We start from the raw sequence: 24876 nt of genomic DNA, 5'->3' as shown, positions 1-24876 counted from the left end.
GCTCACCTCGGCGGCCAGGCCGTCGGGATGCACCCAGCGCGCGGATTGTGGCTGGACAGGCGGGCGCGCACCCGCATCGTATCGGGACGGAACTCGCGCACCTGCACCGTGGTGGTGCCGATCGCGCGCCGCCGGTCGCTGCGCTCGAGCAGGTACAGCGTGGTCTGCCAGGGACCACTGGGCGCGGACCGGGGCGGGGTGAAGCTGGCTTCCTCGAAGCCCTCCGGTCCGAAGGCGATGGACTGTCGCCGCGCGACGCTGCCACGCGGATCGGTGACCACCAGTTCCATCGGCAGGCCCTGTGGTGACTGGTCCCAGTCCTGGGCGCGCAGGATCAGCCCGAGGTTCACCGTTTCGCCGGGGCGATACAGTCCGCGGTCGGAGAACAGCACCGCACGCAGTGCGCCCGCCTCGAGCTCGTTGGGCTCGCCGCCGACATCGAAGCGCGAGGTGTCGAGCACGCGCTGGCGCCCGCCCAGCGGCAGGAAGCTGAGGTCCTGGCCCTTGCTGACCGCGAGCATGACCGGGAGGCGCTCACGGGTGTGGCCTTCCAGCGAGGGCAGCGAGGCATGGCCATCCGCACCGGTGATGGTGGAGAACAGCGTCTCGCCGTTGCGGGCGATGACGGCCACGCGCGCGCCGCTGACCGGGCCTTCGCCGGAGAGCGACTGCACGAACACCTCGCGGCTCGTGTCGAGGTTGAGCTTCGCGATGACGCCAAGGTCGGTGAGCACCACGAGGCGCCGGTCGAGCTCGTTGCCGGCGTTGCGTGCCAGGGTCTGCTCGGGGGTCAGTTGACGGTCGTGCGCGCTGAGCTCGCGCAGGCTGAGCAGGAACACGCCACGGCGCCGGGCATCAAAGAATTCGCCGAGGTCGACGCCGGTGTAGTCCGAGCGTGCGGGGTCCTCGTTGGGCAGCGTGACGCGTTTCTCGAAGCGCTCGACCAGCGCGTCCTCGCCGAGCTGCCACAGGTGGGGCTCCGACAAGCTGCCGCGATGGCCCGAGGCGAGGTGATGCAACTGGCCGGGCAGGATCCGGCCGATTTCCAGGCGCAGCGCGTCGGTGTTGCGCGAGACGATGGACACGCGGCGCTCGCCGCGCAAGGACAGCAGCGAACCCTCGCCGACGAAACGCAGCAGCTTCGGGTAGGGCGGCACGGTGAGAACGCGCTGGGCCGGCTTGCCCATGCGGAAGCCGCCGAAGCTTTCCAGGCCGGCGGCCACATGGACGTACACGCGGCGCCCCGGCGGCGCCTGGTAGCGGAAGTCGTGCTGGCGGGTCCACTCGCGCTCGGGCGGCAGCGCCTGGAGATCCAGTCGTTCCGACTCCGCCAGCAAGGCCTCGTCGATATCGTTGGGCGACCACGGGTAGGGCACCGGCCATGGGCGTCGGGGCGGCTGTTCATCCGGTCGCAGCGTGCGCCGTTCGGGCAGCAGCCATGCACGTGCGCCATTCCCGACGTCCGTGTCGCGCAGGTCGTGGTTGAAACCGAAGCTCAGCACCTGTTCGGGCTCGTGGCGCTCGTTGTCGGCCAGGACCGCGTCCAGACCGGACAGCTCCACGCTGTAGAGCGCCGGCAGCGCGAGGGTGGTCTCGAGCTCCGGGGCGCGCGAGCGGCCGGGCAGGGAGGCGGTGCTTCCCGCCGCGAGCGACAACCTGAGCAGGCCGCCATTCTCCGGCAGCGTCAGCGGATCGGACTGCACCCACGCCTTGAGCCTGCGCTCGTCGTAGCGGGTCGCGAACGTGGGCGAACCCAGCCGTCGACCGGTGCTGTCCTCGAGCGCGAGCGAGAGCCTGCGCTCCAGTTGCGCGGCATCGACTGGATGGGTGAAGGACAGTGTGTAGACGCCGCGCTTGAGCGACGCGTCTTCGGGGTCCTGGTAGAACTCCGCCTGCTCGGCCCGGACCGAGAACGCCGGGGTGGAAAACCCGTGCCTGGACTGGGCCAGGCTGATGCCCGGTGCGACGGCGTGGCGTGCATCGATCTGCAGACGGAAGTCCTGCCCGACCGGCCAGTCCTCCGCCGGGTTGAACACCAGTTCCTTGTCGCTGCGCCAGACCCAGGTGCCGGGGTGGGCGGGACTCAGTTCCAGGCCCTTGGGTTCGCGGCTGCGCTCGCCGGCTTCGCCGATGGCTTCCAGGGGCGCTACCGCGCCATCGAAGCGAAGCCGCAGCGATCGGATCGCAGGCGGCGTGCGCTCATAGTCGGTAAGTCCCGGTGCGCGCAGCGTGGCGGAGATCGCGTCGGGTGCGATGACCGGTGGACGCAGCATCCAGCCGATGCCCGATGCCAGCAGAACAAGGACGAGGCCCGGCAAGCCCAGCCAGAGGAGCGGGCGGCTCCGGACGCGGCTGGCAAGTCGGTGGCCCCAAGCCGGTGGCTGCCAGCTCACCTCGCCGAACATGGTGCGGTGGAATCTGGACCATGACGCCCTGGCCTTGCTGCTCCCGCCTTCCTTCGACTCGCCCATCGCGCTTCCCCTCGCTTGCCGGTTGCCCGGCCGTTGCGGCGCGGACTCGATCGGTCATGGCGGGGGAAGTATGGCGCCGGCATCTGCCGGTTCGGCGGGAAAATGTGGCGGTTTGCGGGCGGGTCCTCCGCCGGTCCGATGACCAGGCTCCCGAACGCGTGCCGCGGGCAGTTCACTTGCCACTAAGCCGGTCCGGACTATGAGTGGGGTGCTGCGATCGTGCAGGACAGGAGGACAGGTTCATGGACAAGAATCGCGTGGAAGGCACCAAGCACCAGGTCAAGGGCTCGCTGAAGGAAGTGTCCGGCAAGCTCACCGGGAATCGCACCAAGGTGCTCGAGGGCAAGACGCAGAAGACTGTCGGGAAGGCCCAGAAGGCCGTGGGCAAGGCCACCGACAAGGTGCGCGATTCCCGCAGCAAGCCCTGATCCGCAACGGCGCAAGGCTCCAGATCGAGGCTGGAGCCTTGCTTGTCATGCGTGAAACCCGGCCGTCAGGGCCCTGCCGGATTCAACCGGCGGGTTCCAGGCGATACAGGCCGCCATCCTCTTCATCGGTGAGCAGGTAGAGGTAGCCGTCGGGGCCCTGGCGGACATCGCGGATGCGGCCGATGGTGTCGCTCAGCAGCACTTCCTCATGGGTCACGTCCTGTCCGTCGATGACCAGCCGGTGCAGCTGCTTCTTTGCCAGCGAACCGGCGAACAACTGGCCCTGCCACGCCGGGAACGCATCGCCGGTATAGAACGCAAGGCCGGAAGGCGCCATCGACTCGTCCCAGACATACACCGCAGGCGTCACGCCCGGTGCTTCGCGTCCGATGCCCACCTGCTCGTCTGTGGAGTATTCGGTGCCATGGGCCACCTGGGGCCAGCCGTAGTTGGCGCCCTCCTCGATGCGGTGCAACACGTCGCCGCCTTTCGGCCCATGCTCCGTGGTCCAGATCTCACCGGTGTCGGGGTGGATCGCGAGCCCCTGGTTGTTGCGGTGTCCGAACGACCAGATCTCCGGGCGCAGGTTGCCGGGGGACTTTCCGACGAAGGGGTTGGAGTCGGGGGCGCCACCATCCTCGCGCAGGCGGATGATCGACCCGGCGGGGTCGGTCAGGTCCTGGGCGGTCCAGCGCAGGCCCCGGTCGCCGATCGAGAAGACGACATGGCCGTCGCCGGGGAACACGATGCGCGAGCCGTAGTGGCGGCCCGGGTTGTGTCGTGGCATCTGCGCGTAGAGCGTCTCCACGTCGGTCAAACCGTCACCGTCGTCGTTGATCCGCGCGCGGGCAAGCGCGGTTGCCGTGCCGATGTCCTCGCCACTGGTGACCGCGTCATTGTCTCCGGGGCTGGAGTAGGTGAAATAGACCCACCCGTTGCGCGCGTGGTCCGGGTGCACGACCACGTCGAGCAAGCCGCCCTGGTTGCCACCGGCGATGCCCACGTCGGGAACACCCGACAGCGACTGGATGTCGTCGCCATCGACGATGTGCATCCGCCCGGGGCGTTCGGTGACGAGCATGCGCCCATCGGGCAGCCAGGCCACGGCCCAGGGATGCTCCAGGCCCGAAACGACACGCGTGAGGCGCAGGGCGCCGGCTTCCGACGCGATGTCCGAGGCGACCGTTTCACTGGAGACGGACGGGGATGCGACCGCAGCACCGGCAACCAGGAGGGCCGTCACTGCAGCGGTCGTGGCGGTGAGGGCCGGCAGGGAATTCGTGCGCATGAGACAACTCCTTGTCTGGAAATACTTCTCCAGTATCCCGCACCCCGCGTCAACGCCAGGGCAAGGTGCGCACGAGCCACCGTCGGGCTGCACTAGAATGGGGCATCGGGACGGGGGAGAGGTGGCATCGAGGCATGCACACGAGGCGGCTGATGCGCTGGAGGGACCGGTTGTCGATCGCGACGCTGCTGGCGCTGCTCATGCTCCTCGTGGCTCCGGTGGCATCGGCACGGGTCGATGTGGTCGTGCTGCCCGAGCGTGGCATCACGACGGACCTCAAGCAGCGCGCCGGCGTCCTCCCGGTCACGCCCGCGCTGGATCCGGATCCTTCTCGACTGATGGGGTTGGGCGGCTTCTCCGTCTTCGATCCCGCGCTGGACGCGTCGGCGGGGCGAATGCTCCTCAGCCTCCAGGTGCAGGCGGACGAGGTGGACGGCAGCCATGTGCTGCGTGTGCCGAGGCGCTTCTTCCAGCAGTTCGATATCTTCATCCTCACACCCGACGGCGAGCTGCGCACCGCCAGCCTGTCGCTGGGGGATGTCCGGGGCGCGCAGCGTGTCGGGCGGGAGTTCGCTGTGCCGTTCCCTGCCCGGGTGGGCGAGCCCACACGGATCGTGATGCTGGTGGAGACTGCCCAGGGCAGCCTGCGGCCGGTGCAGCTTTCCATACAGGATGCCGAGGGGTTCGCGCGGCGCGCCTCGGGCACCACGCTGGTCCTGGGGCTGGTGTTCGGCATCCTGTTGGGCCTGGTCTTCCACAACCTGATGCTGTACCTGAGCCTGCGACGACGGGGGCACCTGCTCTACGTGGTGGCGATGCTGTCGCTGCTGCTGGTCCTGGGCATCGATTCGGGTTTGCTGCAGGACCACGTCCTGCCCGAGGCCCTGCTCCCCCACGAGCCACGGATCTACGTCCTGCTGGTGGCTTCGCTGCTGGTGACCGCCAGCCTGTTCTTCCAGGTCTTCGTCGACTCCCCCCGCCACCTGCCTCGCCTGGATCCATGGATCGGGCGGCTGCGCTGGCCCCTGGCGGTCCTCGGCCTGGTCCAGCTGGTGCTGCCCGCCACCTACTTCGTGGCGGCGGCCGTGGGCGTGCAGGCCCTGAGCAGCCTGATGCTGCTGTTGTTGCTCTGGGCCGCAGCGCTGGCCAGCCACAGGGGCATCTTCGAAGGAAAGGTCTTCCTGCTGGCCTGGAGCCTGCTGGTGGCCAGCAACCTGGCGCGAACGCTCCTGACCCTCGACCTCATCGAGGGCTCGTGGCTGATCGAGCACCTGTTCTACATCGGCGCCGTGCTCGAGGCGGCCATCCTGGCGATGGGCCTGTCCTTCCGGGTGCGCGAGCTGCGACACGGCCACGACGAGGCGCTGCGGAAGCATTCCGCGGCCAGGCAGTTGGCCAACATCGACCCGCTCACGGGGGCATACAACCGCCGCTTCCTCGAGCATCACCTGGATGCCCTGGTGGCGGGAAAGCCGGGCGCAGGCAGCTCCCCCGGCATGGTCATGATCGACCTCGACGACTTCAAGCACATCAACGACACGCACGGGCACGTGGCGGGCGACGAGGTGCTGCGCGAACTCGTGCGGCGCTGCCAGCAGGTGCTCCGGGAGGACGATGTCCTGTGTCGCCTGGGAGGTGATGAGTTCGTGGTGGTGTTGCGCGACTCCCGGGAGGCGGACGCAGTCGAAGTCGCGCGACGCCTGCACGAGAAGATCACCCGGGCACCCTTTGTCGTCGACGGGTGCGTGGTGGAGGTGAGTGCCAGCGTGGGCGTGGTGCCCCGACTTGAAGGCGCGAAATCCGGCGGCGACCCGGTCGAGGTGCTGCGCTGGGCGGACGCCGCGCTGTACCGGGCCAAGGGCCTGGGGCGCAATTGCATCGCGGTCTACGGTGGGGATGACATGCCCGGAGCCAGCCCGCCCACTGTCCGGTAGCGTCAGCGCACCGGATCGCCGGGTTTGGCGCCAGTGTCGACGTCGAGCAGGAACAGGTCGCCACCGCCGCTGCCTGCCGAGAGGATCATCCCCTCCGACACCCCGAAGCGCATCTTGCGCGGGGCGAGGTTGGCCACGAACACGACCTGTCGGCCCACCAGCTTTCCGGGTTCGGCGTAGGCGGCGCGGATGCCGGAGAAGATCTGGCGCGTGCCCAGTGCACCGGCGTCGAGTTCGAAGCGCAGCAGCTTGTCGGAACCCTCGACGAACTCGCATGCCGTGACCGTGGCGATGCGCATGTCGAGCCTCGCGAAGTCGTCGATCGTGATGAATGCCGTCTCGCTTCCGGCTTCCGGCTTCGGCGCAGGCGTGGGTGCCGGGGCCTTCGCCTCGACGGCCGGCGCGGCGGTCGGCTTCAGGGATTCGGTGCTGGCATCGGTCATGGCTTCGATCTTCTTCGGGTCGATCCGCGTCATCAGCGGTTCGAACGGGTTGATGGTGTGGGCGAGCAGGGGGGCGGCGACATCGTCGAAACGCGCGACCACCGATCCAAGGAAGCCTTCGGCGCGGGCCACGGTGTCCGGCAGCACCGGCTTGAGGCCGGCGGCCAGCACGCGGAACAGGTTCAGGCCCTGCGTGCACACCGCCTGCAACTGTGCGTCGGCCCCCTCCTGCTTGGCGATGACCCAGGGCTTGTGCTCGTCGATGTAGCGGTTCGCCTCGTCGGCCAGCGCCATGAGCTGGCGGATGGCGCGGCTGTACTCGCCTGCGCCGAAGCTGGTGCGGGCCTCTCCCAGGCCGGCCACGAAGCGCGCGTACAGCGCCGGCTCGGGAAGTGTGTCGGCCAGCCGGCCGTCGAAGCGCTTGCTGATGAAGCCGGCGCAGCGGCTGGCCAGGTTCACGAACTTGCCGACGAGGTCGGAGTTCACCCGCGCACTGAAATCCTCGAGGTTGAGGTCGAGGTCATCCACGCCGCCACCGGTCTTGGCGGCGAAGTAGTAGCGCAGCGGCTCGGCGGGCAGGTGTTCGAGCCAGGTGCGGGCCTGGATGAAGGTGCCGCGCGACTTCGACATCTTCGCGCCGTTCACCGTCAGGTAGCCGTTCACATGCAGCCGGCTCGGCGTGCGCATGCCCGCGCCGTGCAGCATCGCCGGCCAGAACAGGCCGTGGAAGTTGATGATGTCCTTGCCCAGGAAGTGGTGCATTTCCGCCTGGCTGCCGGCGCCGAGGAACGCGTCGAAGTCGATGCCCCGGAGCGCGCACCAGGCCTTGAAGCTGGCAAGGTAGCCCACCGGTGCATCCAGCCAGACATAGAAGAACTTGCCCGGCGCGTCGGGGATGGGGAAGCCGAAGTACGGCGCGTCGCGGCTGATGTCCCAGTCGCGCAAACCGCCCTCCAGCCATTCGCCCAGCTTCGCCTTGACCGCCGGATGGGCCACGTCGCCGGCCAGCCAGTCGCGCAGGAAGGCGTCGAATTGCGGCAGCTGGAAGAAGTAGTGCTCGGAGTCGCGCAGCACCGGCACCGCGCCGGACACCACCGAACGCGGATTCTTCAGGTCGGTGGGGGAGTAGGCGGCACCGCAGGCCTCGCAGTTGTCGCCGTACTGCTCGGCCGCCCCGCACTTCGGACACTCACCGATGACGTAGCGGTCGGGTAGGAACATGCCGCGCTCGGGGTCGAACAGTTGCTGGATCGAACGCACGGCGATCGCGCCGCGCTCGCGCAAGGCCAGGTAGATGCGCGTGGCCAGTTCGCGGTTCTCGTCCGAATGCGTGGAGTGGTAGTGATCGAAGTTCACGCCGAAGTCGGCGAAGTCGCGCTCGTGCCCCGCCTGGATGCCGGCGATGAAATCCTCCGGCGCCATGCCGGCCTTCTCCGCGGCCAGCATGATCGGCGTGCCATGGGCGTCGTCGGCGCAGACGAAGTGCACTTCCCCGCCCTCCATGCGGCGCGCGCGAACCCACACGTCGGCCTGGATGTAGCCGACCAGGTGGCCGATGTGCAGCGGGCCGTTGGCGTAGGGAAGGGCGGTGGTGACGAGGGCGGGAGCCGACATGGGGTCCGATCGGGTGCGAGGGCCGGGCATTATCCCCCAAACAGTGCGTGGTTCCGAGGGTGCGGGGCCGGCCCGGGCGGTGGGGATCGGCTAGAATCACGGGCCTCCCCACGCTGCCGGCAGGATTCTCCATGACGCAACTCGACCAGGACGCGCTGCGCGCAGCGATCGGCGCGATCGCCGATCCGCACACCGGCGCCGACCTCGCGGCCGGCCAGGCGATCCGGGCCCTGGGCGTGGATGCGGGCCGGGTGTCGGTCGAGATCCAGCTGGGCTATCCCGCTGCCGGTTGGCGTGACGCACTCGCCGCCGAGGTCGAGCGCGTCGCGCAGGCGCAGCCGGGGGTGGAGTCCGCCGTCGTGCAGGTCGGCTGGAAGGTGGTCGCGCACAGGGTGCAGAAGGACCTCACGCCGCTCCCGCAGGTCAGGAACATCATCGCGGTGGCCTCGGGCAAGGGTGGCGTGGGCAAGTCCACCACCTCGGTGAACCTGGCCCTGGCCCTGCAGGCCGAGGGCGCGCGCGTCGGGGTGCTCGATGCCGACATCTACGGCCCCTCGATCCCGAAGATGCTCGGCCTGGTCGGCCGTCCCGACAGCCCCGACGGCAAGAAGATCATGCCCAAGCTCGGCCACGGCCTGCAGGCGATGTCGATCGGCCTGCTGGTCGGCGAGGACACGCCGATGATCTGGCGTGGCCCGATGGTCACCCAGGCGATGCAGCAGCTGCTGACCGAGTGCGCCTGGGACAACCTCGACTACCTGGTCATCGACCTGCCGCCGGGCACCGGCGACATCCAGCTCACGCTGTCGCAGCGCGTGCCGGTGTCCGCCGCGGTCATCGTCACCACGCCCCAGGACATTGCGCTGCTGGATGCGAAGAAGGCCCTGCAGATGTTCCGCAAGGTCGAGGTGCCGGTGCTGGGCATCGTCGAGAACATGGCCGTGCACGTGTGCAGCCAATGCGGCCACGAGGAGCACGTGTTCGGCGAAGGCGGCGGCGGGCGCATGTCGAAGGAGTACGACGTGCCGCTGCTGGGCGCGCTGCCGCTCGACATCCGCATCCGCGAACAGGCCGACTCCGGCACGCCGACCGTGGCCCACGATCCGGACTCCCGCCTGGCGTCGAGCTACCGGGAGATCGCCCGCAACGCCGCCGCGCGCCTGTCGGTGCAGGCGCGCAACAAGTCGATCGGCTTCCCCAACATCGTCATCCAGAACACCTGAGCCAGGACAGCGCATGAGCATCAAGAGCGACAAGTGGATCCGCCGCATGGCCGAACAGCACCGCATGATCGAGCCGTTCGAGCCCGGCCAGGTCAAGCACGATGCGCAGCACAAACGCATCGTCAGCTTCGGCACGTCCAGCTACGGCTACGACGTGCGCTGTGCCGACGAGTTCAAGGTGTTCACCAACATCAACTCCACCGTCGTCGACCCGAAGGACTTCGACCCGAAGAGCTTCGTCGACTTCAAGGGCGACGTGTGCATCATCCCGCCCAATTCCTTCGCGCTGGCACGCACGGTGGAATACTTCCGCATACCGCGCTCCACCCTGGTGGTCTGCCTGGGCAAGAGCACCTACGCGCGCTGCGGGATCATCGTCAATGTCACGCCGCTCGAGCCCGAGTGGGAAGGGCACGTGACGCTGGAGTTCTCCAACACCACCCCCTTGCCGGCGAAGATCTACGCCCACGAGGGCGTCGCGCAGATGCTGTTCTTCGAGTCCGACGAGGTCTGCGACACCAGCTACGCCGATCGCGGCGGCAAGTATCAGGGCCAGACCGGGGTGACGGTCCCGCGCATCTGATGCCGCCCCGCCGGAGGCGGCATAGGGATCAGTCCGGCGCGCGCACTGCGTAGCCGGCGGCCTCGATGGCCTCGCGCAGTCCACGTGCGAACGCTGCGGCATCGGGTCGATCGCCGTGCAGGCACAGCGTCTGCGGATGGATCGGTACCATCTTGCCGTCGACGCTGGTGACACTTCCCTCTGCAAGCATCTGCAAGGTCTGCGCTACCGCGGTGTCGAGCGTATCGATGACGGCTCCGGGCTCGCCGCGTGGCACGAGGCGCCCGTCACTGCGGTAGCCGCGCTCGGCAAACACCTCCTCCACCACGGCCAGGCCCGCCCTGCGCCCGGCGGCGGCCAGCTCGGAACCGGCCAGGGCGTAGAGCTTCAGCCCCGGGTCGATCCGCGCGACCTCCCCGGCGATGGCATCGGCCACGCCTGCGTCCTCGGCGGCCTGGTTGTAGAGCGCGCCGTGGGGCTTGACGTGGGCCAGTCGCATGCCGACCTGCGCGGCCACGGCCGCCAATGCCTGCACCTGGCTTCGCAGCAGCGACTGCAGCTCGGCCGCTGGCCGGTCCATCCGCTGGCGGCCGAAGCCGGGTCGATCCTCCCAGGAGGGGTGCGCGCCGATCGCCACGCCATGCGCCGCGCAGCACGCCACTGCCGCAGCCATCGATGCGGCATCGCCGGCGTGGCCGCCACAAGCGATCGAGGCGGAGCTGAGCAGCGGGACGATCGCTGCATCGTCGCCGCAGCCTTCGCCGATGTCGGCATTGAAGTCGATGTGCATGGCCATGACGGCATCATCGCGCCAGCCTGGCCTGGATGGCCAGTTCGATGCGCGCCAGCCGGGCCTGTTGCGCCCGCTGCAATGCCACGGCTTCCTCGGCGTCGATGTCGTGGAAGCAAAGTGTCTCCCCCGGCCTCAGCTGGGCCAGCCTGGGCAGGTCGGCCTGCGCTACGTGGCCGATGCGCGGGTAGCCGCCGACGGTCTGTGCGTCGGCCAACAGGATGATCGGCTGGCCGTCGGGCGGACACTGGATGGTGCCGGGCATCACCGGCTCGGACGGACGCCTGCAGGGGGCGGACAGCGCGATGGCCGGGCCCGTGAGTCGCAGCCCCTGGCGGTCGCTGCCGGCATCGACCTGCCAGGCATGCCGGCTCAGCACGTCGCGCGGTGCGCAGGCATCGGCCCCGGGCAACAGGCCCGCCACCGTGGAAGCGTGGAAGTCGATGTCGGGCGAGGGGTTGATCGACCAGGCCGCGATGGATGGGGCGTGGCGTGCCGGCACGCTGCGCGATGGCGCACCGGTTTCCAGCGCGTCGCCCTTCCGAAGCGCACGTCCGGCCAGGCCGCCCAGCCCACCGCGCAGGTCGGTCGCGGCGCTGCCCAGCACGCGGGGCACGACCACGCCGCCGGCGATCGCGAGGTAGGCCCGGGCCCCGCGCCTGCAACGTCCCAGGGACAGCGTGCTCCCGGCCGGAAGTTCCACCGGGCGCCAACCGGGTAGCGCTTCGTCGTTGGCGGTCGCCTCGATGTCCGCGCCGCATAGCGCGATCCGCGCGGCGGCCGGGAAATGCAGTGCAGGACCGGACAGCGTGATCTCCAGCAGCGCCGCGTCCTCCCGGTTTCCCACCAGCAGGTTGGCCACGCGCGCGGAGTACGCATCGGCCACGCCGCCGCGTCCTACGCCCAGCCACGCATGGCCGGGGCGGCCGAGGTCCTGGACCGTCGTGAGCAACCCGCCGCGTCCCACTTCAATCCGCATCGATACCTCCCGGCGACCGGGCAAGTTCGGCGAAGCGTCCGGCATCGACGGGCGCGAAGCGCACCCGGTCCCCGGGCTGCAGCAGCGCGGGTTGCTCGCGTCGCGCATCGAACAGCTGCAAGGGTGTCCGCCCAAGCAGTCGCCAGCCACCGGCGCCGGCCCGCGGATAGACGCCGGTCTGGTGGCCGCCGATGCCCACGCTTCCGGCGGGCACGCTCGTGCGCGGGCTGTCCAGTCGAGGCATCGCGAGCGCGGGATCGAGGCCGAGCAGGTAGGGGAAGCCGGGCGCGAAGCCCAGCATGGCGACGAGGTAGTCGCCATTGGCATGGCGCTGGATGATCCCTTCGACCGACAGGCCCAGGGCCTCTGCCATGGCGGGCAGGTCGGGCCCGGCGTCGCCGCCGTAGAGCACCGGGACCTCGACGGGTTCGGCGATGGCCTCGTCCGGCGGCTGCGGGGACTCGACGCAGGCGACCAGCCAGTCGCGTGCCTGCGTGCGGGCCTCCACGGCGTCGATCCTCAGCACCACGGCCAGGCTGGCGTAGGCGGGGATCAGGTCTTCCAGCCACGCCGGAGCCTGCTCCCGGATGTGCCGGGCCAGCGCGTGGACGCGGCGGTTGCACCCGGCATCGATGCCTTCGCCCAGACGCAGCAACCAGGCGCGCTCACCCAGCGCCTCCACCTCGACCCTGCTCACCCCGCTGCCAGTGCCGCCTGGAGTCGCCGCGCGGTTTCGGCCAGTTGCTCCGGCGAATAGGGACGTCGGGCAACCCGTCCCCAGACCGGCGCAGGCCAGGCCGGGTCGCTGCGGTCCCGGGCGATCAGGTGGACGTGCAGCTGCTCGACCATGTTGCCCAGCGCCGCCACGTTGAGCTTGTAGGGAGCGTGCACCTGCTTGAGGACCCGTGCGGCGTGATCGATCTCGTGCATCAGCCGCAGGCGCGCCTCGCCGGGGAGGTCGATGAGCTCGCGCGCTCCAGCGACGCGCGGCACGAGCACCAGCCACGGGTAGTTGGCGTCATCCATCAATCGCAGGTCGGACAGTTCGAAGCTGGCCAGGGGATGGGTGTCTTCGGCCAGTTGCGGGTCGAGGTGCCAGTTGGCGTCCATCGGTGGCCTCCGGTGTTGGGGCCGCGCAGGGGGCGCGGCGAACTGCCTGGACAGCTTAACGCCGAACACGCCCCGGCTCCCAGCGCGCGGGGAGGCGTCAACCGGTCTAGCGCGGCCGCAATGTCCGCTCCAGGAAGGCCAGCGTGCGCTCCATCGCCAGCCGGGCTGCGGCCTCGTCATGGTCGGCGCGGGCGTCGCAATTGAAGCCATGGCCGGCATCCCAGACCTGGATGCTGGCCTCGGGGTGCATGTCGCGGTGGGCCTGCACGTCTTCGGGGGGGATGATCGGGTCGTGTTCGCCGAAGTGGAACAGCATCGGGGCACTCAGGCGCTCGTGCAGGAAAGGTACCGTCCGACCGCCGTAGTAGCTCACCGCCGGCAGGTTGAGGCGGGTATTGCACAGGTAGGCCAGGGTGCCGCCCCAACAGAAGCCGACCACGCCCACCGGAAGCTCGTGGCGGAACCAGTCCACCAGCGCGTGGATGTCGCCCAGGGCCCGGTCGAAGCCGACCTCGGCGGCCAGTTCGCGTCCCCGCGCCACTCCGGCCTCGTCATAGTCCAGTTCCACGCCCCGGTCGACGTGGTCGAAAAGCGCGGGGGCGACCGCGGTGTAGCCGTGCGCGGCGAAGCGGTCGACCACACGTCGGATGTGGCTGTTGACGCCGAATATCTCCTGGATGACGACGAGGGCCGCCCTGGGCTCGTTGGGCGGGTCCGCGCGCCAGCCCGTGATCGGGCCGCGAGGAGTGGGAATGCTGACTGGGTGTCCCATCGGAAGCCTCGGCATCGCTGTGATGGTGCGATCTTACGCACTGTTTGGACCAGAATCGCCGGTGATCCTGCGCAAACTCCGTGGCGAGCCGTATATTGGCGGCACAGGCAATACTCGGATCCATGGGGGTCGTTTGAGCGCTCGAAGGTCTGCGGCCTCCCTGGCCGTGGTGCACGGTGTCCTCCTGCTGCTTTGGCTGGCAGCGTTCCTCGTGTCCTCGCTCCTGGAGTACGCCCCCCACGCCAGCCTGTGGTTTCCTCCGGCGGCCGTCACGTTCTCGGCCCTCCTGGTCCTGGGGGCGCGTGCGCTTCCGGTGCTATGGACCGCCTGCCTGCTGGCGACGCTGATCACTGACCGCATCTACGGACAGGGTCTCTCGCTCCCCGCACTCGCCATGTCCGGCGTGGTGTTCGCGCTCACCCATACCTTTGCCTACGGTGCGATCGCCCTGCCGCTTCGGCGCCTGGCCTGGGAGGCCTCGCCGATGACCACGCTGCGCAAGGTCACGCTGGTGCTGGTTGGCGGTGCGGTGGCCGCGGGGCTCTCGTCGCTGCTTGGTGGGTGGGGACTGGCGCTGACGGGAATGGTGCCGCGCGACGATGTGCCCGGGCTTCTGGCGCCGTGGTGGATCGGTGACTATGCCGGCCTCATCACGCTTGGGCCGCTCGTCTCGGTGGGGCTGGTGCACCTGTGCGGCCAGCACGGCATGGGCGTGCCTTCGGGGGTGAAGTATTTTTCCAAGAGCCATCGCACCCGTGCCCTCGGATCGCGTTCGGTGATGAAGCTGGCCGCGCTGGTGCTGGTCAGCGCCGGCATCCTCCTTGGCGCGGCGCAGTTCCGCGAGCAGGAAGCCATCCTGTTCCTGCTGTTCATTTCGATCATCCTGCAACTGTGGATCGTCCATACCGAATCGGAACTGTGCGCGCTGACCGGCATCGCGTTGTTCAGTGCGCTCATCGTGGTTGCCACGAACCTGCTGCAGCTCGGTGGCGAGGCGTTGATGTTGCAGTTCGTGCTGATCAGCCTGGCGGCGAACAGCTACCTGGGCCTGGCGGTCCCGTCGCTTTACAACGACAACGACCGTCTGCGCCACCTGCTGACCCACGATGTGCTGACGCACGCCCTGTCGCGGGCGTTCTTCGAGGACCGGGTGCGCCACGGCATCGATATCGCCCGGCAGCGAGAGCAGCCGGCCGTGCTGATCATGATCGACCTCAACGGCCTGAAGCAGATCAACGACCGGCGGGGACACGCCGCCGGGGACGCTGCGCTCACGCTGCTGGCCAAGACCTGCCAACGGCACCTGCAGGCGGGCGAAGTGCTGGGTCGGCTCAGCGGGGACGAGTTCGCGATCTTCCTTCCCGAGACCTCCTCGCCCCGGGCCGAGGCGCTGATTGCCACGATCAAGGCCGATCTGGCGGCAAACCCCGATCCGGTGGGGGCCAGTTTCGGCCTGGCCGAGCTGGCCGCCCGCGAGGAAAGCTACGAGCAACTGCTGCACCGGGCCGACCAGGCCATGTACCACTACAAGCGCTGAGGTCATGGGGCGTTGGGGTGGGAGGCGCCCCAAGGCGATACAATGGCCCGTTAACCTCCTGCGTCGTCGCCAATGCCTCCAGCCATCATCCCCACCGTCGCCCCCAAGGTCGGATTCGTCAGCCTCGGCTGCCCGAAGGCCCTGGTCGATTCCGAGCGCATCCTCACCCAGTTGCGGGTCGAGGGTTATGAGCTGGTGCCCAGCTACGACGATGCCGACGTGGTGGTGGTCAACACCTGCGGCTTCATCGAGTCGGCCGTGGAGGAGAGCCTGGACGCGATCGGCGAAGCGATCGCCGAGAACGGCAAGGTGATCGTGACCGGTTGCCTGGGCAAGCGCCCCGACGAGATCCGGGAGGCGCACCCGGGCGTCCTGGCCATCACCGGCCCGCAGGACTACGACAGCGTCATGCGCGCGGTGCACGCCGCGGTGCCCCCCAGGCACGACCCGTTGCTGGACCTGATCCCGGACACCGGGATCAAGCTCACGCCGCGGCATTACGCGTACCTGAAGATCTCCGAGGGCTGCAACCATCGCTGCAGCTTCTGCATCATCCCGAGCATGCGCGGCGACCTGGTCAGCCGGCCGGTCGACCAGGTGCTGCGCGAGGCCGAGAAGCTGGTGCGTGGCGGAGTGCGCGAACTGCTGGTCATCTCCCAGGACACCTCGGCCTACGGCGTCGACCTCAAGTACGCGCCGGGCACCTGGCAGGGTCGCGAGTACGCCACGCGCATGAAGGCGCTTTGCGAGGGGCTGGCGGAGCTGGGTGTGTGGACGCGCCTGCATTACGTCTACCCGTACCCGCACGTGGACGACATCATCCCGCTGATGGCGCAGGGAAAGCTGCTGCCGTACCTGGACATCCCGTTCCAGCACGCGGTGCCGCGCATCCTCAAGCTGATGAAGCGCCCGGGGGCGGTCGAGAAGACGCTCGAGCGCATCCAGAACTGGCGTGCGATGTGCCCTGAACTGACGATCCGCTCCACCTTCATCGTCGGCTTTCCCGGCGAGACCGAAGCCGAGTTCGAGCAATTGCTGGACTTCCTCGACGAAGCGCAGCTCGACCGCGTCGGTGCGTTCGCCTATTCGCCGGTGGAGGGAGCCGCGGCGAACGCCCTGCCGGATCCCGTGCCCGAAGAGGTCAAGCAGGAGCGGCTGGCGCGATTCATGGCCCGCCAGGCCCAGATCAGCGAGGCGCGGTTGGCCGCCAAGGTGGGCAGCCGACAGCGGGTGCTGGTGGACCTGATCGACGGCGAGCTGGCCATCGCACGCTCGATGGCCGATGCCCCGGAAATCGATGGCCTGGTCCAGGTCCAGGACGGCGCCGCGGCCGGGCTGCGGGTGGGCGAGTTCGCCGAGGTGACGATCATGGGCAGCGACGAACACGACCTCTACGCGCTGGTCGACCCGGACCGGGACGATTGATCGCGGTGCCTGGGCCGCATGCCGTGGCTCGGGACACGTTCCTTGCCCCGCTGCTGGTTTAGACTCGGGCCATACCACCAAGAACCAAACCCGCCACTGGAGGGCTCAGCATGAGCACCGATTCCGAGCGCAAGCTCCCGATTGTCCCGATCATCATCATCGTTGCAGCCATCGTGTTGTTCGCCATCGGCTGGTGGCGCGGCGGGGCGCGCCCAAGGCGCAGGTGGAGCAGCTCACGACCGAGCTCTCGGAATCGCGTGATTCGGCCACCGCGGCACAGCGCGAGCGCGACCAGGCGCGGGCCGGCATGACCTTGCGCGAGGCCCAGGTGGCCGTGCTTCAGGCGAACATGGAGCTCGACCGTCGCAATTTCGGCATCGCCAACGAGCACATCGAGCGCGCCGGCCAGCGATTGGGCTCCATCGACGCAGCCACCCTCTCGCTGGATGAGGCACGCCTGCAGGCGCTGCGCGAGGACCTGGCCCAGACCAACCTGAACCTGGCGACCGACCTGGCCGAGCAGCGTGCCCACCTCAACCGCCTGGCCGCCGAGATCAACGACATCGCTGCTTCCCGCTGATAGCTGACAACCGGGCGCCGCGTGCCACGCGCGGCGCCCCGGCAGGCTTTCCCACGCCGCTGTGGCCGCTCCCGAGGGAGCGCCCCCCGAACTGCCGATCAATGCACCTGAAATTCTTTCTCGCCGGCCTGCCCCTGGGCGTACTGGCCGCGCCCGCCATGGCCATCACCATCGATGGTCGCCTGGACGAACCGCAATGGCGTGATGCCCAGCGCATCGATGCGTTCGCGGTCGTGCAACCTATGAGCGATTCGCCGCCCGACCTGGGCACCGAGCTGCTGGTGCACAGCGACGAGCGCGGCATGTACTTCGGCTTTCGCGTGCAGCAGCCGCGCACCCTCACGCGGACCCGCCACCGCACCGCACGCGATGCGCAGGCGCGCGCCGATCGGGTCAACCTGATCGTCGATTTCGATGGCCGCGGCGCCACCGCCTACGAGTTCACGGTGTCGATCAGCGGTGGCATCCAGGACGCGATCATCAACAACCAGCGCAATTTCTCCTATGACTGGGATGGCTTGTGGTTCCATGCCGTGCACGAGGAGGAAGACTACTGGAGCGTCGAGATCCACCTGCCCTGGACGGTCGCGCCGATGGGCACCATCGTCGACGGCCAGCGTGAGATCGGCATCTACGCCTCGCGCGTGGTGGAGGGGCAGGGACGGCGTTTCAGCTACCCGGGCTACGATTTCGATCGCCCCACCTTCGTGGCCGACATGGCACGCATCCGGGTCGACGCGTGGGACACGTCCTCGCTGGATCTGCTGCCCTATGTCTCGGCCGGGCGCGATCGCCTTCGCCGGGACAGCGACCTGCGCGTGGGCATGGACGTCTTCTGGCGCCCGAATGCGCGCAACCAGCTCAGCGCGACGCTGCGGCCCGACTTCGGGCAGGTGGAAAGCGACGACCTCGTGGTGGACTTCGGTGCCATCGAGACCTTTTTCTCCGAGAAGCGGCCGTTCTTCACCGAGAACCAGTCGCTGTTCGACCTGACCACCACCAACGGTGGCCGGCTGGTCAATACGCGGCGCATCGGCGCCGCGCCGGACGTGGGACCGGAAGGCAGCACCGACATCGACGCAGCGGTGAAGTACACCGGCAGCGGCCAGGCAGCCGACTGGGGCGTGATCTACGCCACCGAAGACGACAGCGAGCTGGCGCGCGGCAGGGACTTCGGCGTGCTGCGTGGGCGGCACCGGGGCGAGCAGTTGCAGGTGGGTTACCTGGGCACCTGGGCGTCGCGGCCGACGCTGGGTCGAAGCGCCCGAGTGCACGCGGTGGACTGGAGCTGGCTCCCGGCCGCGGGCAGCTCGCTGCGTGGCCAGGTCATCGGCAGCCAGGTGCGGCAGTCGCCGGTTGCCGGCAACGGCTTCACGGCGGTCGATGACGACGGTTTCGGGGGCTGGGCACGCCTGGACCACGCGCCCAGCTCGCGATGGACGCAGCGGCTGGAGGTGTCGTACTTCGACCGCGACTACAACATCAACGACCTGGGCTTCATGCGCCGCAACGACTACCGCGACGTGCTCTCGGCCACGACGCTGTACCAGCGCGACTACCCCGCCGAAAGCGCCATCCAGAACAGCAGCTGGTACTTCGAGACCCACTACCGCGAAAACCTCGACGGCGAGCGCATCAACGCCAGCCAGATGGCCGAGCGGGTCGTGCGACTGCGCAGTACCGGGCAGCTTGCGGGCTACGTGGTCTACCGGGCGCCGTTCGTGGATGACCTCATCACCCGCGGCAACGGCCGAGTAGGCCTCGGGACCCGCCACGAGGCCCGCGTGTCGTACGAGACGCCCCGCTATGGACGCGTGAGGGTGTTCAGCTACCTGCGTTGGCTGCAGGAGGGCGAGGATGGCTCGGCCATCGAATCGGCGGTCGAGCCCACCTGGTTCGCCTCCGACAACCTTTCCACCAGCGTGCGCCTGACCTGGCGCGACAGCAGCGACTGGCTGATCTGGCGGGAAGGCAATCGCCTGGCCAGCTACCGGCGCGACCAGGGATCACTGTTCTGGAACCTCAATTGGTTCCCCGCAGACCGTCACGAGGTGCGTTGGCGGGCGCAGTACATCGGCCTGCGCGCGCGGGCGCGACAAAGCTACGAAGTGGTGGGGGGAGACCTGCTCCCCACCGCGCTGGTGGATGAAGACTTCTCGCTCGGCAACCTGGCGCTGCAGCTGCGCTACCGCTACGAGTTCGCGCCGATGAGCGAGTTCTTCTTCGTCTACAGCCGGGGAGGCAGCGCCGAGATCGACGATACCGAGTCGGGCTTCGGCGGACTGTTCTCGCAGACCCGCGTCGGCGTGATCGCCGACCAGCTGCTGTTGAAGCTGCGCTACCGCTTCTGAGCTGGCGCAGCCACCAGTGTCGGGTGGCGGCCCCCGGGCCGGGCAGCGATCATCGACCGGGACGGTAGGGGAAGCGCTCGAAGATCCCGCTCACCGCCGCGTCGATGAGCTCGTCGCGCTGCACGTGCGGGTCACGGCCCAGGCGCGTGACCGCCATGCCCTCCCATACCAGGCGTCGCTGTGCCGCATCGACCAGGTCGATGTTGAGCGTGCCCTCGTGGTACTCGCGGATCGCGTCGTGGTGCCAGCCGGTCCATGGGCCGTAGTAGCCCCAGCGGTAGGGATAGTAGCCACCCCATCCCAGCATCGCCCCCGGATTGGATTCCACCCGGGTGGTGGTGGACACGTTGAAGTTCACCAACAGGTCGGGGTTGTCGGCGCTGTAGCGGTAGCCACGCGCCTCCATGGCATTGCGGGTGGCCTGCTGCAGGCGGCCAGTGAGCAGCGAGGTGTACTCGCCGCGGTCGGTGCCGGGGCGCTCGACGAAGCCGAAGCTGGAATAGCCGGCGAAGTCCGCCTGCGGGTCGGCGTTGGAATACACGCGCGGGCCGGTGGCGCAGGCGCTGAGCAGCAGGGCCATGGCCCCGAGGGCGAGGAGGGTGCGCAACGCTTTCATGGCCGACTCCCTGGGCAGGTATGCGCCTACCGTACGCCAGAACGGATCAACGCAGTTTGAACGGATTCAGCCGTAGCTGACCGAAACCACGACGTAGCGCGATTCCCGCTCGGGCAATTGCACGAGGAAGCTGTCGCCGATGCGCCGGCCCAGTGCGGCCCTGGCAAGGGGTGCATCGATGCTGATCGCGCCGGCGCGCGCGTCGGTCTCATCCGGGCCGACGATGCGGTAGCAGGTGGCCTCGCCGGTGTCCTCGTCCTCGATCCGGAACACCGCGCCGAAGAAGATCGCTCCCGTGTCCGCCGGCAGTCCCTCGGCCACCTTGAGTGCCTCCAGGCGCTTGCTGAGGTAGCGCACCCGGCGATCGATGCCGCCGAGTTGCTTCTTCCGGTAGGTGTACTCGGCATTCTCCGAGCGGTCGCCTTCCGCGGCGGCGGCGGCCAGCGCCCGAACCACTTCCGGACGCTGTACGCGCCACAGGTCGTCGAGCTCGGCGCGCAGGGCCTCGAAACCCTGGCGGGTGATGATCGGCGTGGAGCGGGGTGGGGCGGGGCGCCAGCGGGACATGCGATCGGGTGATGGGTGCGGGGCGTCCATTCTAACGGCCCCGCACACGGCACCGCCCCGCGGCATGGAGCTTGCGGTAACCTAGCCCGCGCGCGCCGTGGGGACGACGCGCCAGACCGCTCGATGCGTGGGGAGACGCATGCTGATACTGCCTTTGCACCGTGTTCCGGGACGCCGTTCGATTGCCTGGTGCACGTTCACCCTGATGCTGGTGAACCTGTTCGTGTTCATCGTGCTGCAGGCCGGGGATGCCCGCGTCCGCGCCGACGCGCTGGAGCAGTACGTCGACAGTGGATTGGGCGGAATCGAGGCGCCGCTCTACGGCCGGTACCTGGAAGCCAGCGGGCAGCACGCCACCGCGACCGAGCTGGGCGCGGTCATGCAGCTGGGCGAGCCCGAACGCAGTGCGATGCTCTCGCAGCGCATCGATCTCGACCCGGCCTTCCACGACTGGGCCAGGCGCGAGGGCTTTGCCAGCGACGCGGATCGGTCCCGATGGCAGCAGGCCCGGGCCGGATACGACGCGCTCAAGGGACGCAGCTTGACCGACCGCTTCATGTTGCGCGGCAACGAAGTCGATGTGCTGCGCATGTTCACCGCCGCCTTCCTTCATGCCGACTTCGGCCACCTGCTGGGCAATCTGATATTCCTGTTCCTGGTCGGGCACCTGGTCGAGGCGGCGCTGGGGGCGTGGCGCTACCTGCTGCTCTACGTGGTTGCCGCGCTGGGGGCGAGTGCCGCGGCGCTGGCATGGCGCTGGGGGGAGCCTTCCGCGGGCCTCGGCGCCTCCGGTGCGATCGCCGGCCTGATGGGTGCGTACTGCGTGCTGTGGGGAAGACGCAAGGTGCGCTTCTTCTATTGGTTCTTCATCTATTTCGACTACGTGCGCGCGCCGGCGATCTGGCTGCTGCCGGCCTGGCTGGGCTGGGAGGTGCTGCAGATGCTGTTGTTCCGCGATGCGGGCGTCGGTTTCGAGGCGCACGCAGGTGGCCTGGTGACCGGTGCACTGGTGGCCCTGGCGTTCAAGCACATGGGTGAGGGACTCGAGGAGTCCCGGCTGGCGCTGGCCGAGGACATCGACGCAACGCGGCCCGAGCCTCAGCTCGAAGCGGCGTTGCAGGCGCTGGGACGCATGGAGCTCGACATCGCCGAGCAGCGGCTTCGCCCGGTGCTGGCCTCGCACCCGCACTGGTTGCCGGCGCGCGTGGCGCACTATCGCGTGGCACGCTACGCAGGCCACAGGGAGCACGCGCAGGCGCGGGCCGCCCATGTGCTGTCGATCCCAAGCGCCCGCGCGGATGAGCTCGCCCAACAGGCCGAACTGGCACGCGACGCCATCGGCTTCGGGCTCCAGGTCCCGCCTCGGGGCGCTGGCCGGGGCTGGCCAGCAGCCTGGTCGAGGCAGGCGAGCGCACCGCGGCGCGCGGCCTGCTCGAAGCCGTGGACGTCGCCGCGGGGCGACGAGGCGGTCGTGGCGATGGCCTGGCTGCGCCTGGCGCTGGCCGAGGAGCGTTCCGGCGAGGGGGACTACCGCGCGGCGCTGGCACTCATCGTGCAGCGCTTTCCCGGCAGTGAGCCGGCCGGGAAGGCGCGCTTCCTGCTCGAGCAGGGCTGATCCGGCTCAGGCGGGGACCGCCGCCAGCAGCGCATCGAGCTTGCGCTGCTGGTCGGGGTCGTCGCAGCGTTCGCGCGCACCCGCCAGGGCCTCGCGCGCCTGCGCGTCGCCCCCGCCACGCTGCAGCAGCAGGTCGGCCTCCATAAGCGCCCACTCGGGCCGGCCACGGTCCTTGGGGAATGCCTGGCGCATCGAGGCAAGCAGGTCGATCGCCAGTTTCGCCTGGCCCAGCGAGCGGGCCGCTCGGCGAGCTCCAGCCCCTGTTCCGGAAGCAAGGGCGCGAAGCGTGGATCCAGGTCCAGGCATTCGCGTGCCAGGGCCAGCGCCCTGCGGTGTTCGCCCTCGAGCATGAGCACGTTGAGGAACACGGCACCGTGTTGCTGCAGGCGATCCGGTGCCACCTGCTGGCGAAGCAGCCGGCGGTAGCGCTCGTGCACTTCCAGCGGGACCGCGCGCCGCTGGATCTCCTCTCCCAGCAGCGCAGCGGCCTGCTCGACGTGCCCGTCGCGGATGAGTGCCTCGGAGTCCGCCAGCAGCACCTCGTCGCGTGACTCCGGGCGGTGCGCGGCATGCTCGTGGGCTTCGGGCTCGAAGCCGAAGCGCTCGTGGTACTGGTAGAGCAGGTAGCCCATCAGGTGGAAGGTGCCGAACAGGCCCCAGAAGAAGATCGCCGAGAACACGATGTCGCTGAGCAGCGGCGGCAGGAAGTGGCCGGCGAGTCCTGTGGCGTTCGCGGCACTGAGCTGGAACACGAACAGCAGTGCGACAAGCAGGAAGTAGGCTCCGCCCAGGCGTCCGATGATCGCCAGCCAGGTCCCCGGGTTGAGCGCATTGACCAGGCTCTCGTCCATCGCCAGCGCCATCGTGGCCGCCGGTATGGCCAGCGTGAAGACGACGGCAGCGACGATGGCCGCCACGGGGCCGGCGAGGATCGCGATCGCGACGACAGCCAGGATCAACAGTATGTAGAGCGCCAGGAACTTGATGATCACCGCGTCCGGCGCTTCCATCACGCCCCCGGGAGGGTCCAGTCGGCCATGCGCTGTCTCGCGCAGGATCGTGAAGGCGTACTTGTAGGCGGTCGCCAGCAACACCAGGCCGATGATCCAGCCGAAGACCGGAATCAGTCCAAGCACCTGGCCCAGGCTGAGCACGAGCAGCACGACCAGCGCGTCGCCGCGCAGTGGATAGGTGATGAAGCTGCCCAGCCGTTCCCAGAACGGCTGGATCGGCGCGGCTGCGCGAAGATTCGCGGACATGTCCCTGTCTCCCCCTGTCGATGGTGTGTGCGCCGGAGCTGGCATGGCGCCGCATCCCCCCGGATACGCGCACTCGGCACGGGTCCCCCGGCGACGCCGGGCGACGCGCGGAGATTACCCGCAAGCGCCCGGCGCTGTCATCAAGCAGGCTGGCGGGTCGTGTCCAGCCGATCGACGCGGGCCCCGACTCTGCTATAACGACCGCGCCGGGCGTTCCGGCCGCCACGGGGGGTCGTGGCGTCGCCAGAAGGGGAGTTGGGGATGATCAATGTGATTCGCGCGACGCTGGTGCTGTCGCTGATGCTGCTCGTGGTGCCCGGGTGTGCCCGTGATTCGACCACTTCGGCGCTGCAGCAGTCGGACATCGAGGCGATGGCCGACCGCTTCCAGGCGGCGGCCCAGGCGATGGACGCCGATGCCATGGCACCGTTCCTCGCCGCCGACGTGATCTTCGACTTCACCATCGCGACCCGGGAGGGCAGCCAGAGGATGCGGATGGACCGTTCGGAGTACCTGCAGTCAATTCGCGAGGCCCGCCAGGCGACCACCAGCTACGAGTATCGCCCCGGTCCGCGTGAGATCAGCATCGATGCCGACGGCCGCACGGCGCAGGTCAAGCAGTCCTCGTCGGAGGTCATGGTGGTGATGGGGCAGCGCGTGAGCGGCCGGTCCGACGGGGTCTACCGGATCCGTGCATCAGCCGACGGCCCGGTCATCTACGCGGCCAGCGGGACGACCCGCCTGCAGTTCTGAGGACCGTCGGCGGCAGCCGGGCACCGTGCAGGAACTGTCCGCAGGTGCCCGCGCCGCCCGGGTGGCTCAGGGGATCGCCATCTCCGGTGCGACCGGGATGTACTCCAGCGGTGCCCCCGGCCCGATCGGCAGCCCCAGGAACATCCAGGCGGAGAACAGCACCGTCCAGCCCAGCATGAACACCACCGAGTAGGGCAGCATCACCGCGATGACCGTACCGATGCCGGCCTTGGGTTCGTAGCGCTGCAGGAAGGCGATGATCAAGGCGAAGTAGCTCATCATCGGCGAGATGATGTTGGTGACGCTGTCGCCGATGCGGTAGGCGATCTGGGTGAGCTCCGGGGAGTAGCCCAGGATCATGAACATCGGCACGAAGATCGGTGCCATCAGCGCCCACTTCGCCGAGGCCGAACCCATGAACAGGTTGGCCACCGCGGTGAGCGCGATGAACCCGGCCATGATGAAGATCTTGGCCAGCGCCCAGCGCCACGCGGCGGGTTCCTCGGCACCACCCAGCACCAGGCTGCGTGCCGCGTCCAGCGCTCCTGCGCCTTCCACG

At 69.0% G+C, this 24876-nt stretch carries 21 protein-coding genes and 1 pseudogene; 10 read left to right on the top strand and 12 right to left on the bottom strand.

Going from position 1 to position 24876, the window contains the following annotated elements:
• Positions 1 to 2 precede the first annotated feature (2 nt).
• Positions 3 to 2273 carry an MG2 domain-containing protein gene (locus FU658_RS09385; protein ID WP_187266035.1) on the bottom strand — a complete coding sequence of 757 codons (2271 nt, stop codon included), beginning with the start codon at positions 2271 to 2273 and terminating at the stop codon, positions 3 to 5.
• 440 nt (positions 2274 to 2713) lie between these two features.
• On the opposite strand from FU658_RS09385, the gene FU658_RS09380 reads away from it, so the two are divergent.
• Entirely contained in the window at positions 2714 to 2899 is a 186-nt protein-coding gene (locus tag FU658_RS09380) for a CsbD family protein (protein WP_147891845.1), read from the top strand.
• Positions 2900 to 2981: 82 nt separating this feature from the next.
• Here FU658_RS09380 and FU658_RS09375 read toward each other — a convergent pair whose 3' ends face one another.
• Positions 2982 to 4187 carry a PQQ-dependent sugar dehydrogenase gene (locus FU658_RS09375; protein ID WP_147891844.1) on the bottom strand — a complete coding sequence of 402 codons (1206 nt, stop codon included), beginning with the start codon at positions 4185 to 4187 and terminating at the stop codon, positions 2982 to 2984.
• Between the two features lie 152 nt (positions 4188 to 4339).
• On the opposite strand from FU658_RS09375, the gene FU658_RS09370 reads away from it, so the two are divergent.
• Positions 4340 to 6121, top strand: a complete 1782-nt coding sequence (locus tag FU658_RS09370; RefSeq protein WP_187266034.1) for a sensor domain-containing diguanylate cyclase — start codon at positions 4340 to 4342, stop codon at positions 6119 to 6121.
• A gap of 2 nt (positions 6122 to 6123) precedes the next feature.
• On the opposite strand, the gene metG is transcribed toward FU658_RS09370, so the two are convergent.
• The gene (gene metG / locus FU658_RS09365) at positions 6124 to 8178 is read right to left on the bottom strand and encodes a methionine--tRNA ligase (RefSeq protein WP_147891842.1); all 2055 of its coding nucleotides are present in this window, start codon (positions 8176 to 8178) and stop codon (positions 6124 to 6126) included.
• A 131-nt stretch (positions 8179 to 8309) separates the two neighbouring features.
• On the opposite strand from metG, the gene apbC reads away from it, so the two are divergent.
• Together apbC and dcd are read left to right on the top strand one after the other, a co-directional pair.
• A complete protein-coding gene (gene apbC / locus FU658_RS09360) occupies positions 8310 to 9401 on the top strand; it encodes an iron-sulfur cluster carrier protein ApbC (RefSeq protein WP_147891841.1) in 1092 nt (363 codons plus the stop codon).
• 13 nt (positions 9402 to 9414) lie between these two features.
• On the top strand, positions 9415 to 9984 hold the full coding sequence (dcd, locus tag FU658_RS09355; protein WP_147891840.1) for a dCTP deaminase: 570 nt from the start codon (positions 9415 to 9417) through the stop codon (positions 9982 to 9984).
• Positions 9985 to 10012: 28 nt separating this feature from the next.
• Here the strand turns inward: dcd and FU658_RS09350 are convergent, their stop codons facing one another.
• The 5 genes from FU658_RS09350 to FU658_RS09330 form a co-directional block, all read right to left on the bottom strand.
• The gene (locus FU658_RS09350) at positions 10013 to 10759 is read right to left on the bottom strand and encodes a 5-oxoprolinase subunit PxpA (RefSeq protein WP_222708402.1); all 747 of its coding nucleotides are present in this window, start codon (positions 10757 to 10759) and stop codon (positions 10013 to 10015) included.
• Positions 10760 to 10766: 7 nt separating this feature from the next.
• Positions 10767 to 11732, bottom strand: a complete 966-nt coding sequence (locus FU658_RS09345) for a 5-oxoprolinase subunit C family protein (RefSeq protein ID WP_187266033.1) — start codon at positions 11730 to 11732, stop codon at positions 10767 to 10769.
• The gene (gene pxpB / locus FU658_RS09340) at positions 11722 to 12429 is read right to left on the bottom strand and encodes a 5-oxoprolinase subunit PxpB (RefSeq protein ID WP_147891838.1); all 708 of its coding nucleotides are present in this window, start codon (positions 12427 to 12429) and stop codon (positions 11722 to 11724) included. Before pxpB ends, FU658_RS09345 begins: the two co-directional genes overlap by 11 nt.
• Positions 12426 to 12842, bottom strand: a complete 417-nt coding sequence (locus tag FU658_RS09335) for an HIT domain-containing protein (protein ID WP_147891837.1) — start codon at positions 12840 to 12842, stop codon at positions 12426 to 12428. Before FU658_RS09335 ends, pxpB begins: the two co-directional genes overlap by 4 nt.
• Positions 12843 to 12948: 106 nt before the next feature.
• Entirely contained in the window at positions 12949 to 13614 is a 666-nt protein-coding gene (locus FU658_RS09330; RefSeq protein WP_147891836.1) for a dienelactone hydrolase family protein, read from the bottom strand.
• Positions 13615 to 13783: 169 nt separating this feature from the next.
• Here FU658_RS09330 and FU658_RS09325 point away from each other — a divergent pair, with 169 nt between their 5' ends.
• The 4 genes and pseudogenes from FU658_RS09325 (at position 13784) to FU658_RS09305 (ending at position 19507) form a co-directional block, all read left to right on the top strand.
• A complete protein-coding gene (locus FU658_RS09325; protein ID WP_187266032.1) occupies positions 13784 to 15151 on the top strand; it encodes a sensor domain-containing diguanylate cyclase in 1368 nt (455 codons plus the stop codon).
• A gap of 72 nt (positions 15152 to 15223) precedes the next feature.
• A pseudogene (gene rimO / locus FU658_RS09320) lies at positions 15224 to 16546 on the top strand (30S ribosomal protein S12 methylthiotransferase RimO); the annotation flags it as partial.
• 253 nt (positions 16547 to 16799) lie between these two features.
• Complete coding sequence (locus FU658_RS09310) at positions 16800 to 17156, top strand: hypothetical protein (RefSeq protein WP_187266031.1); 357 nt, start codon at positions 16800 to 16802, stop codon at positions 17154 to 17156.
• Positions 17157 to 17257: 101 nt separating this feature from the next.
• Positions 17258 to 19507, top strand: a complete 2250-nt coding sequence (locus FU658_RS09305) for a DUF5916 domain-containing protein (RefSeq protein ID WP_147891832.1) — start codon at positions 17258 to 17260, stop codon at positions 19505 to 19507.
• 49 nt (positions 19508 to 19556) lie between these two features.
• Here the strand turns inward: FU658_RS09305 and FU658_RS09300 are convergent, their stop codons facing one another.
• Together FU658_RS09300 and greB are read right to left on the bottom strand one after the other, a co-directional pair.
• Complete coding sequence (locus FU658_RS09300; RefSeq protein WP_147891831.1) at positions 19557 to 20123, bottom strand: DUF4136 domain-containing protein; 567 nt, start codon at positions 20121 to 20123, stop codon at positions 19557 to 19559.
• Between the two features lie 66 nt (positions 20124 to 20189).
• Positions 20190 to 20690: a transcription elongation factor GreB gene (gene greB / locus FU658_RS09295; protein WP_147891830.1), complete on the bottom strand. Its 501-nt coding sequence runs from the start codon at positions 20688 to 20690 to the stop codon at positions 20190 to 20192.
• A gap of 139 nt (positions 20691 to 20829) precedes the next feature.
• Between greB and FU658_RS09290 the strand changes: the two genes are divergently transcribed.
• The gene (locus FU658_RS09290; protein ID WP_147891829.1) at positions 20830 to 22305 is read left to right on the top strand and encodes a rhomboid family intramembrane serine protease; all 1476 of its coding nucleotides are present in this window, start codon (positions 20830 to 20832) and stop codon (positions 22303 to 22305) included.
• On the opposite strand, the gene FU658_RS09285 is transcribed toward FU658_RS09290, so the two are convergent.
• On the bottom strand, positions 22218 to 23564 hold the full coding sequence (locus FU658_RS09285; protein ID WP_147891828.1) for a hypothetical protein: 1347 nt from the start codon (positions 23562 to 23564) through the stop codon (positions 22218 to 22220). The genes FU658_RS09290 and FU658_RS09285 overlap by 88 nt on opposite strands.
• 261 nt (positions 23565 to 23825) lie before the next feature.
• Here FU658_RS09285 and FU658_RS09280 point away from each other — a divergent pair, with 261 nt between their 5' ends.
• Positions 23826 to 24317 (top strand): hypothetical protein, encoded by a 492-nt coding sequence (locus tag FU658_RS09280; protein WP_147891827.1) that lies wholly within the window; start codon positions 23826 to 23828, stop codon positions 24315 to 24317.
• A 66-nt stretch (positions 24318 to 24383) separates the two neighbouring features.
• Here FU658_RS09280 and FU658_RS15285 read toward each other — a convergent pair whose 3' ends face one another.
• The gene (locus tag FU658_RS15285) at positions 24384 to 24875 is read right to left on the bottom strand and encodes an AbgT family transporter (protein WP_255505518.1); all 492 of its coding nucleotides are present in this window, start codon (positions 24873 to 24875) and stop codon (positions 24384 to 24386) included.
• Between the last annotated feature and the right edge of the window lies 1 nt (position 24876).

The organism is Alkalisalibacterium limincola, assembly GCF_008017755.1.
GTDB classification, from domain to species: domain Bacteria; phylum Pseudomonadota; class Gammaproteobacteria; order Xanthomonadales; family Xanthomonadaceae; genus Alkalisalibacterium; species Alkalisalibacterium limincola.
This window is presented reverse-complemented; position numbering and strand designations above follow the sequence as displayed.

What these genes read in the sequence shown, in the direction of transcription:
- FU658_RS09385 (WP_187266035.1), bottom strand. Translation starts at nt 2,273, where the DNA reads ATGCTGCGTCCACCGGTCATCGCACCCGACGCGATCTCCGCCACGCTG.
- FU658_RS09380 (WP_147891845.1), top strand. Translation starts at nt 2,714, where the DNA reads ATGGACAAGAATCGCGTGGAAGGCACCAAGCACCAGGTCAAGGGCTCG.
- FU658_RS09375 (WP_147891844.1), bottom strand. Translation starts at nt 4,187, where the DNA reads ATGCGCACGAATTCCCTGCCGGCCCTCACCGCCACGACCGCTGCAGTG.
- FU658_RS09370 (WP_187266034.1), top strand. Translation starts at nt 4,340, where the DNA reads ATGCGCTGGAGGGACCGGTTGTCGATCGCGACGCTGCTGGCGCTGCTC.
- metG (WP_147891842.1), bottom strand. Translation starts at nt 8,178, where the DNA reads ATGTCGGCTCCCGCCCTCGTCACCACCGCCCTTCCCTACGCCAACGGC.
- apbC (WP_147891841.1), top strand. Translation starts at nt 8,310, where the DNA reads ATGACGCAACTCGACCAGGACGCGCTGCGCGCAGCGATCGGCGCGATC.
- dcd (WP_147891840.1), top strand. Translation starts at nt 9,415, where the DNA reads ATGAGCATCAAGAGCGACAAGTGGATCCGCCGCATGGCCGAACAGCAC.
- FU658_RS09350 (WP_222708402.1), bottom strand. Translation starts at nt 10,759, where the DNA reads ATGGCCATGCACATCGACTTCAATGCCGACATCGGCGAAGGCTGCGGC.
- FU658_RS09345 (WP_187266033.1), bottom strand. Translation starts at nt 11,732, where the DNA reads ATGCGGATTGAAGTGGGACGCGGCGGGTTGCTCACGACGGTCCAGGAC.
- FU658_RS09335 (WP_147891837.1), bottom strand. Translation starts at nt 12,842, where the DNA reads ATGGACGCCAACTGGCACCTCGACCCGCAACTGGCCGAAGACACCCAT.
- FU658_RS09330 (WP_147891836.1), bottom strand. Translation starts at nt 13,614, where the DNA reads ATGGGACACCCAGTCAGCATTCCCACTCCTCGCGGCCCGATCACGGGC.
- FU658_RS09305 (WP_147891832.1), top strand. Translation starts at nt 17,258, where the DNA reads ATGCACCTGAAATTCTTTCTCGCCGGCCTGCCCCTGGGCGTACTGGCC.
- FU658_RS09300 (WP_147891831.1), bottom strand. Translation starts at nt 20,123, where the DNA reads ATGAAAGCGTTGCGCACCCTCCTCGCCCTCGGGGCCATGGCCCTGCTG.
- greB (WP_147891830.1), bottom strand. Translation starts at nt 20,690, where the DNA reads ATGTCCCGCTGGCGCCCCGCCCCACCCCGCTCCACGCCGATCATCACC.
- FU658_RS09290 (WP_147891829.1), top strand. Translation starts at nt 20,830, where the DNA reads ATGCTGATACTGCCTTTGCACCGTGTTCCGGGACGCCGTTCGATTGCC.
- FU658_RS09285 (WP_147891828.1), bottom strand. Translation starts at nt 23,564, where the DNA reads ATGTCCGCGAATCTTCGCGCAGCCGCGCCGATCCAGCCGTTCTGGGAA.
- FU658_RS09280 (WP_147891827.1), top strand. Translation starts at nt 23,826, where the DNA reads ATGATCAATGTGATTCGCGCGACGCTGGTGCTGTCGCTGATGCTGCTC.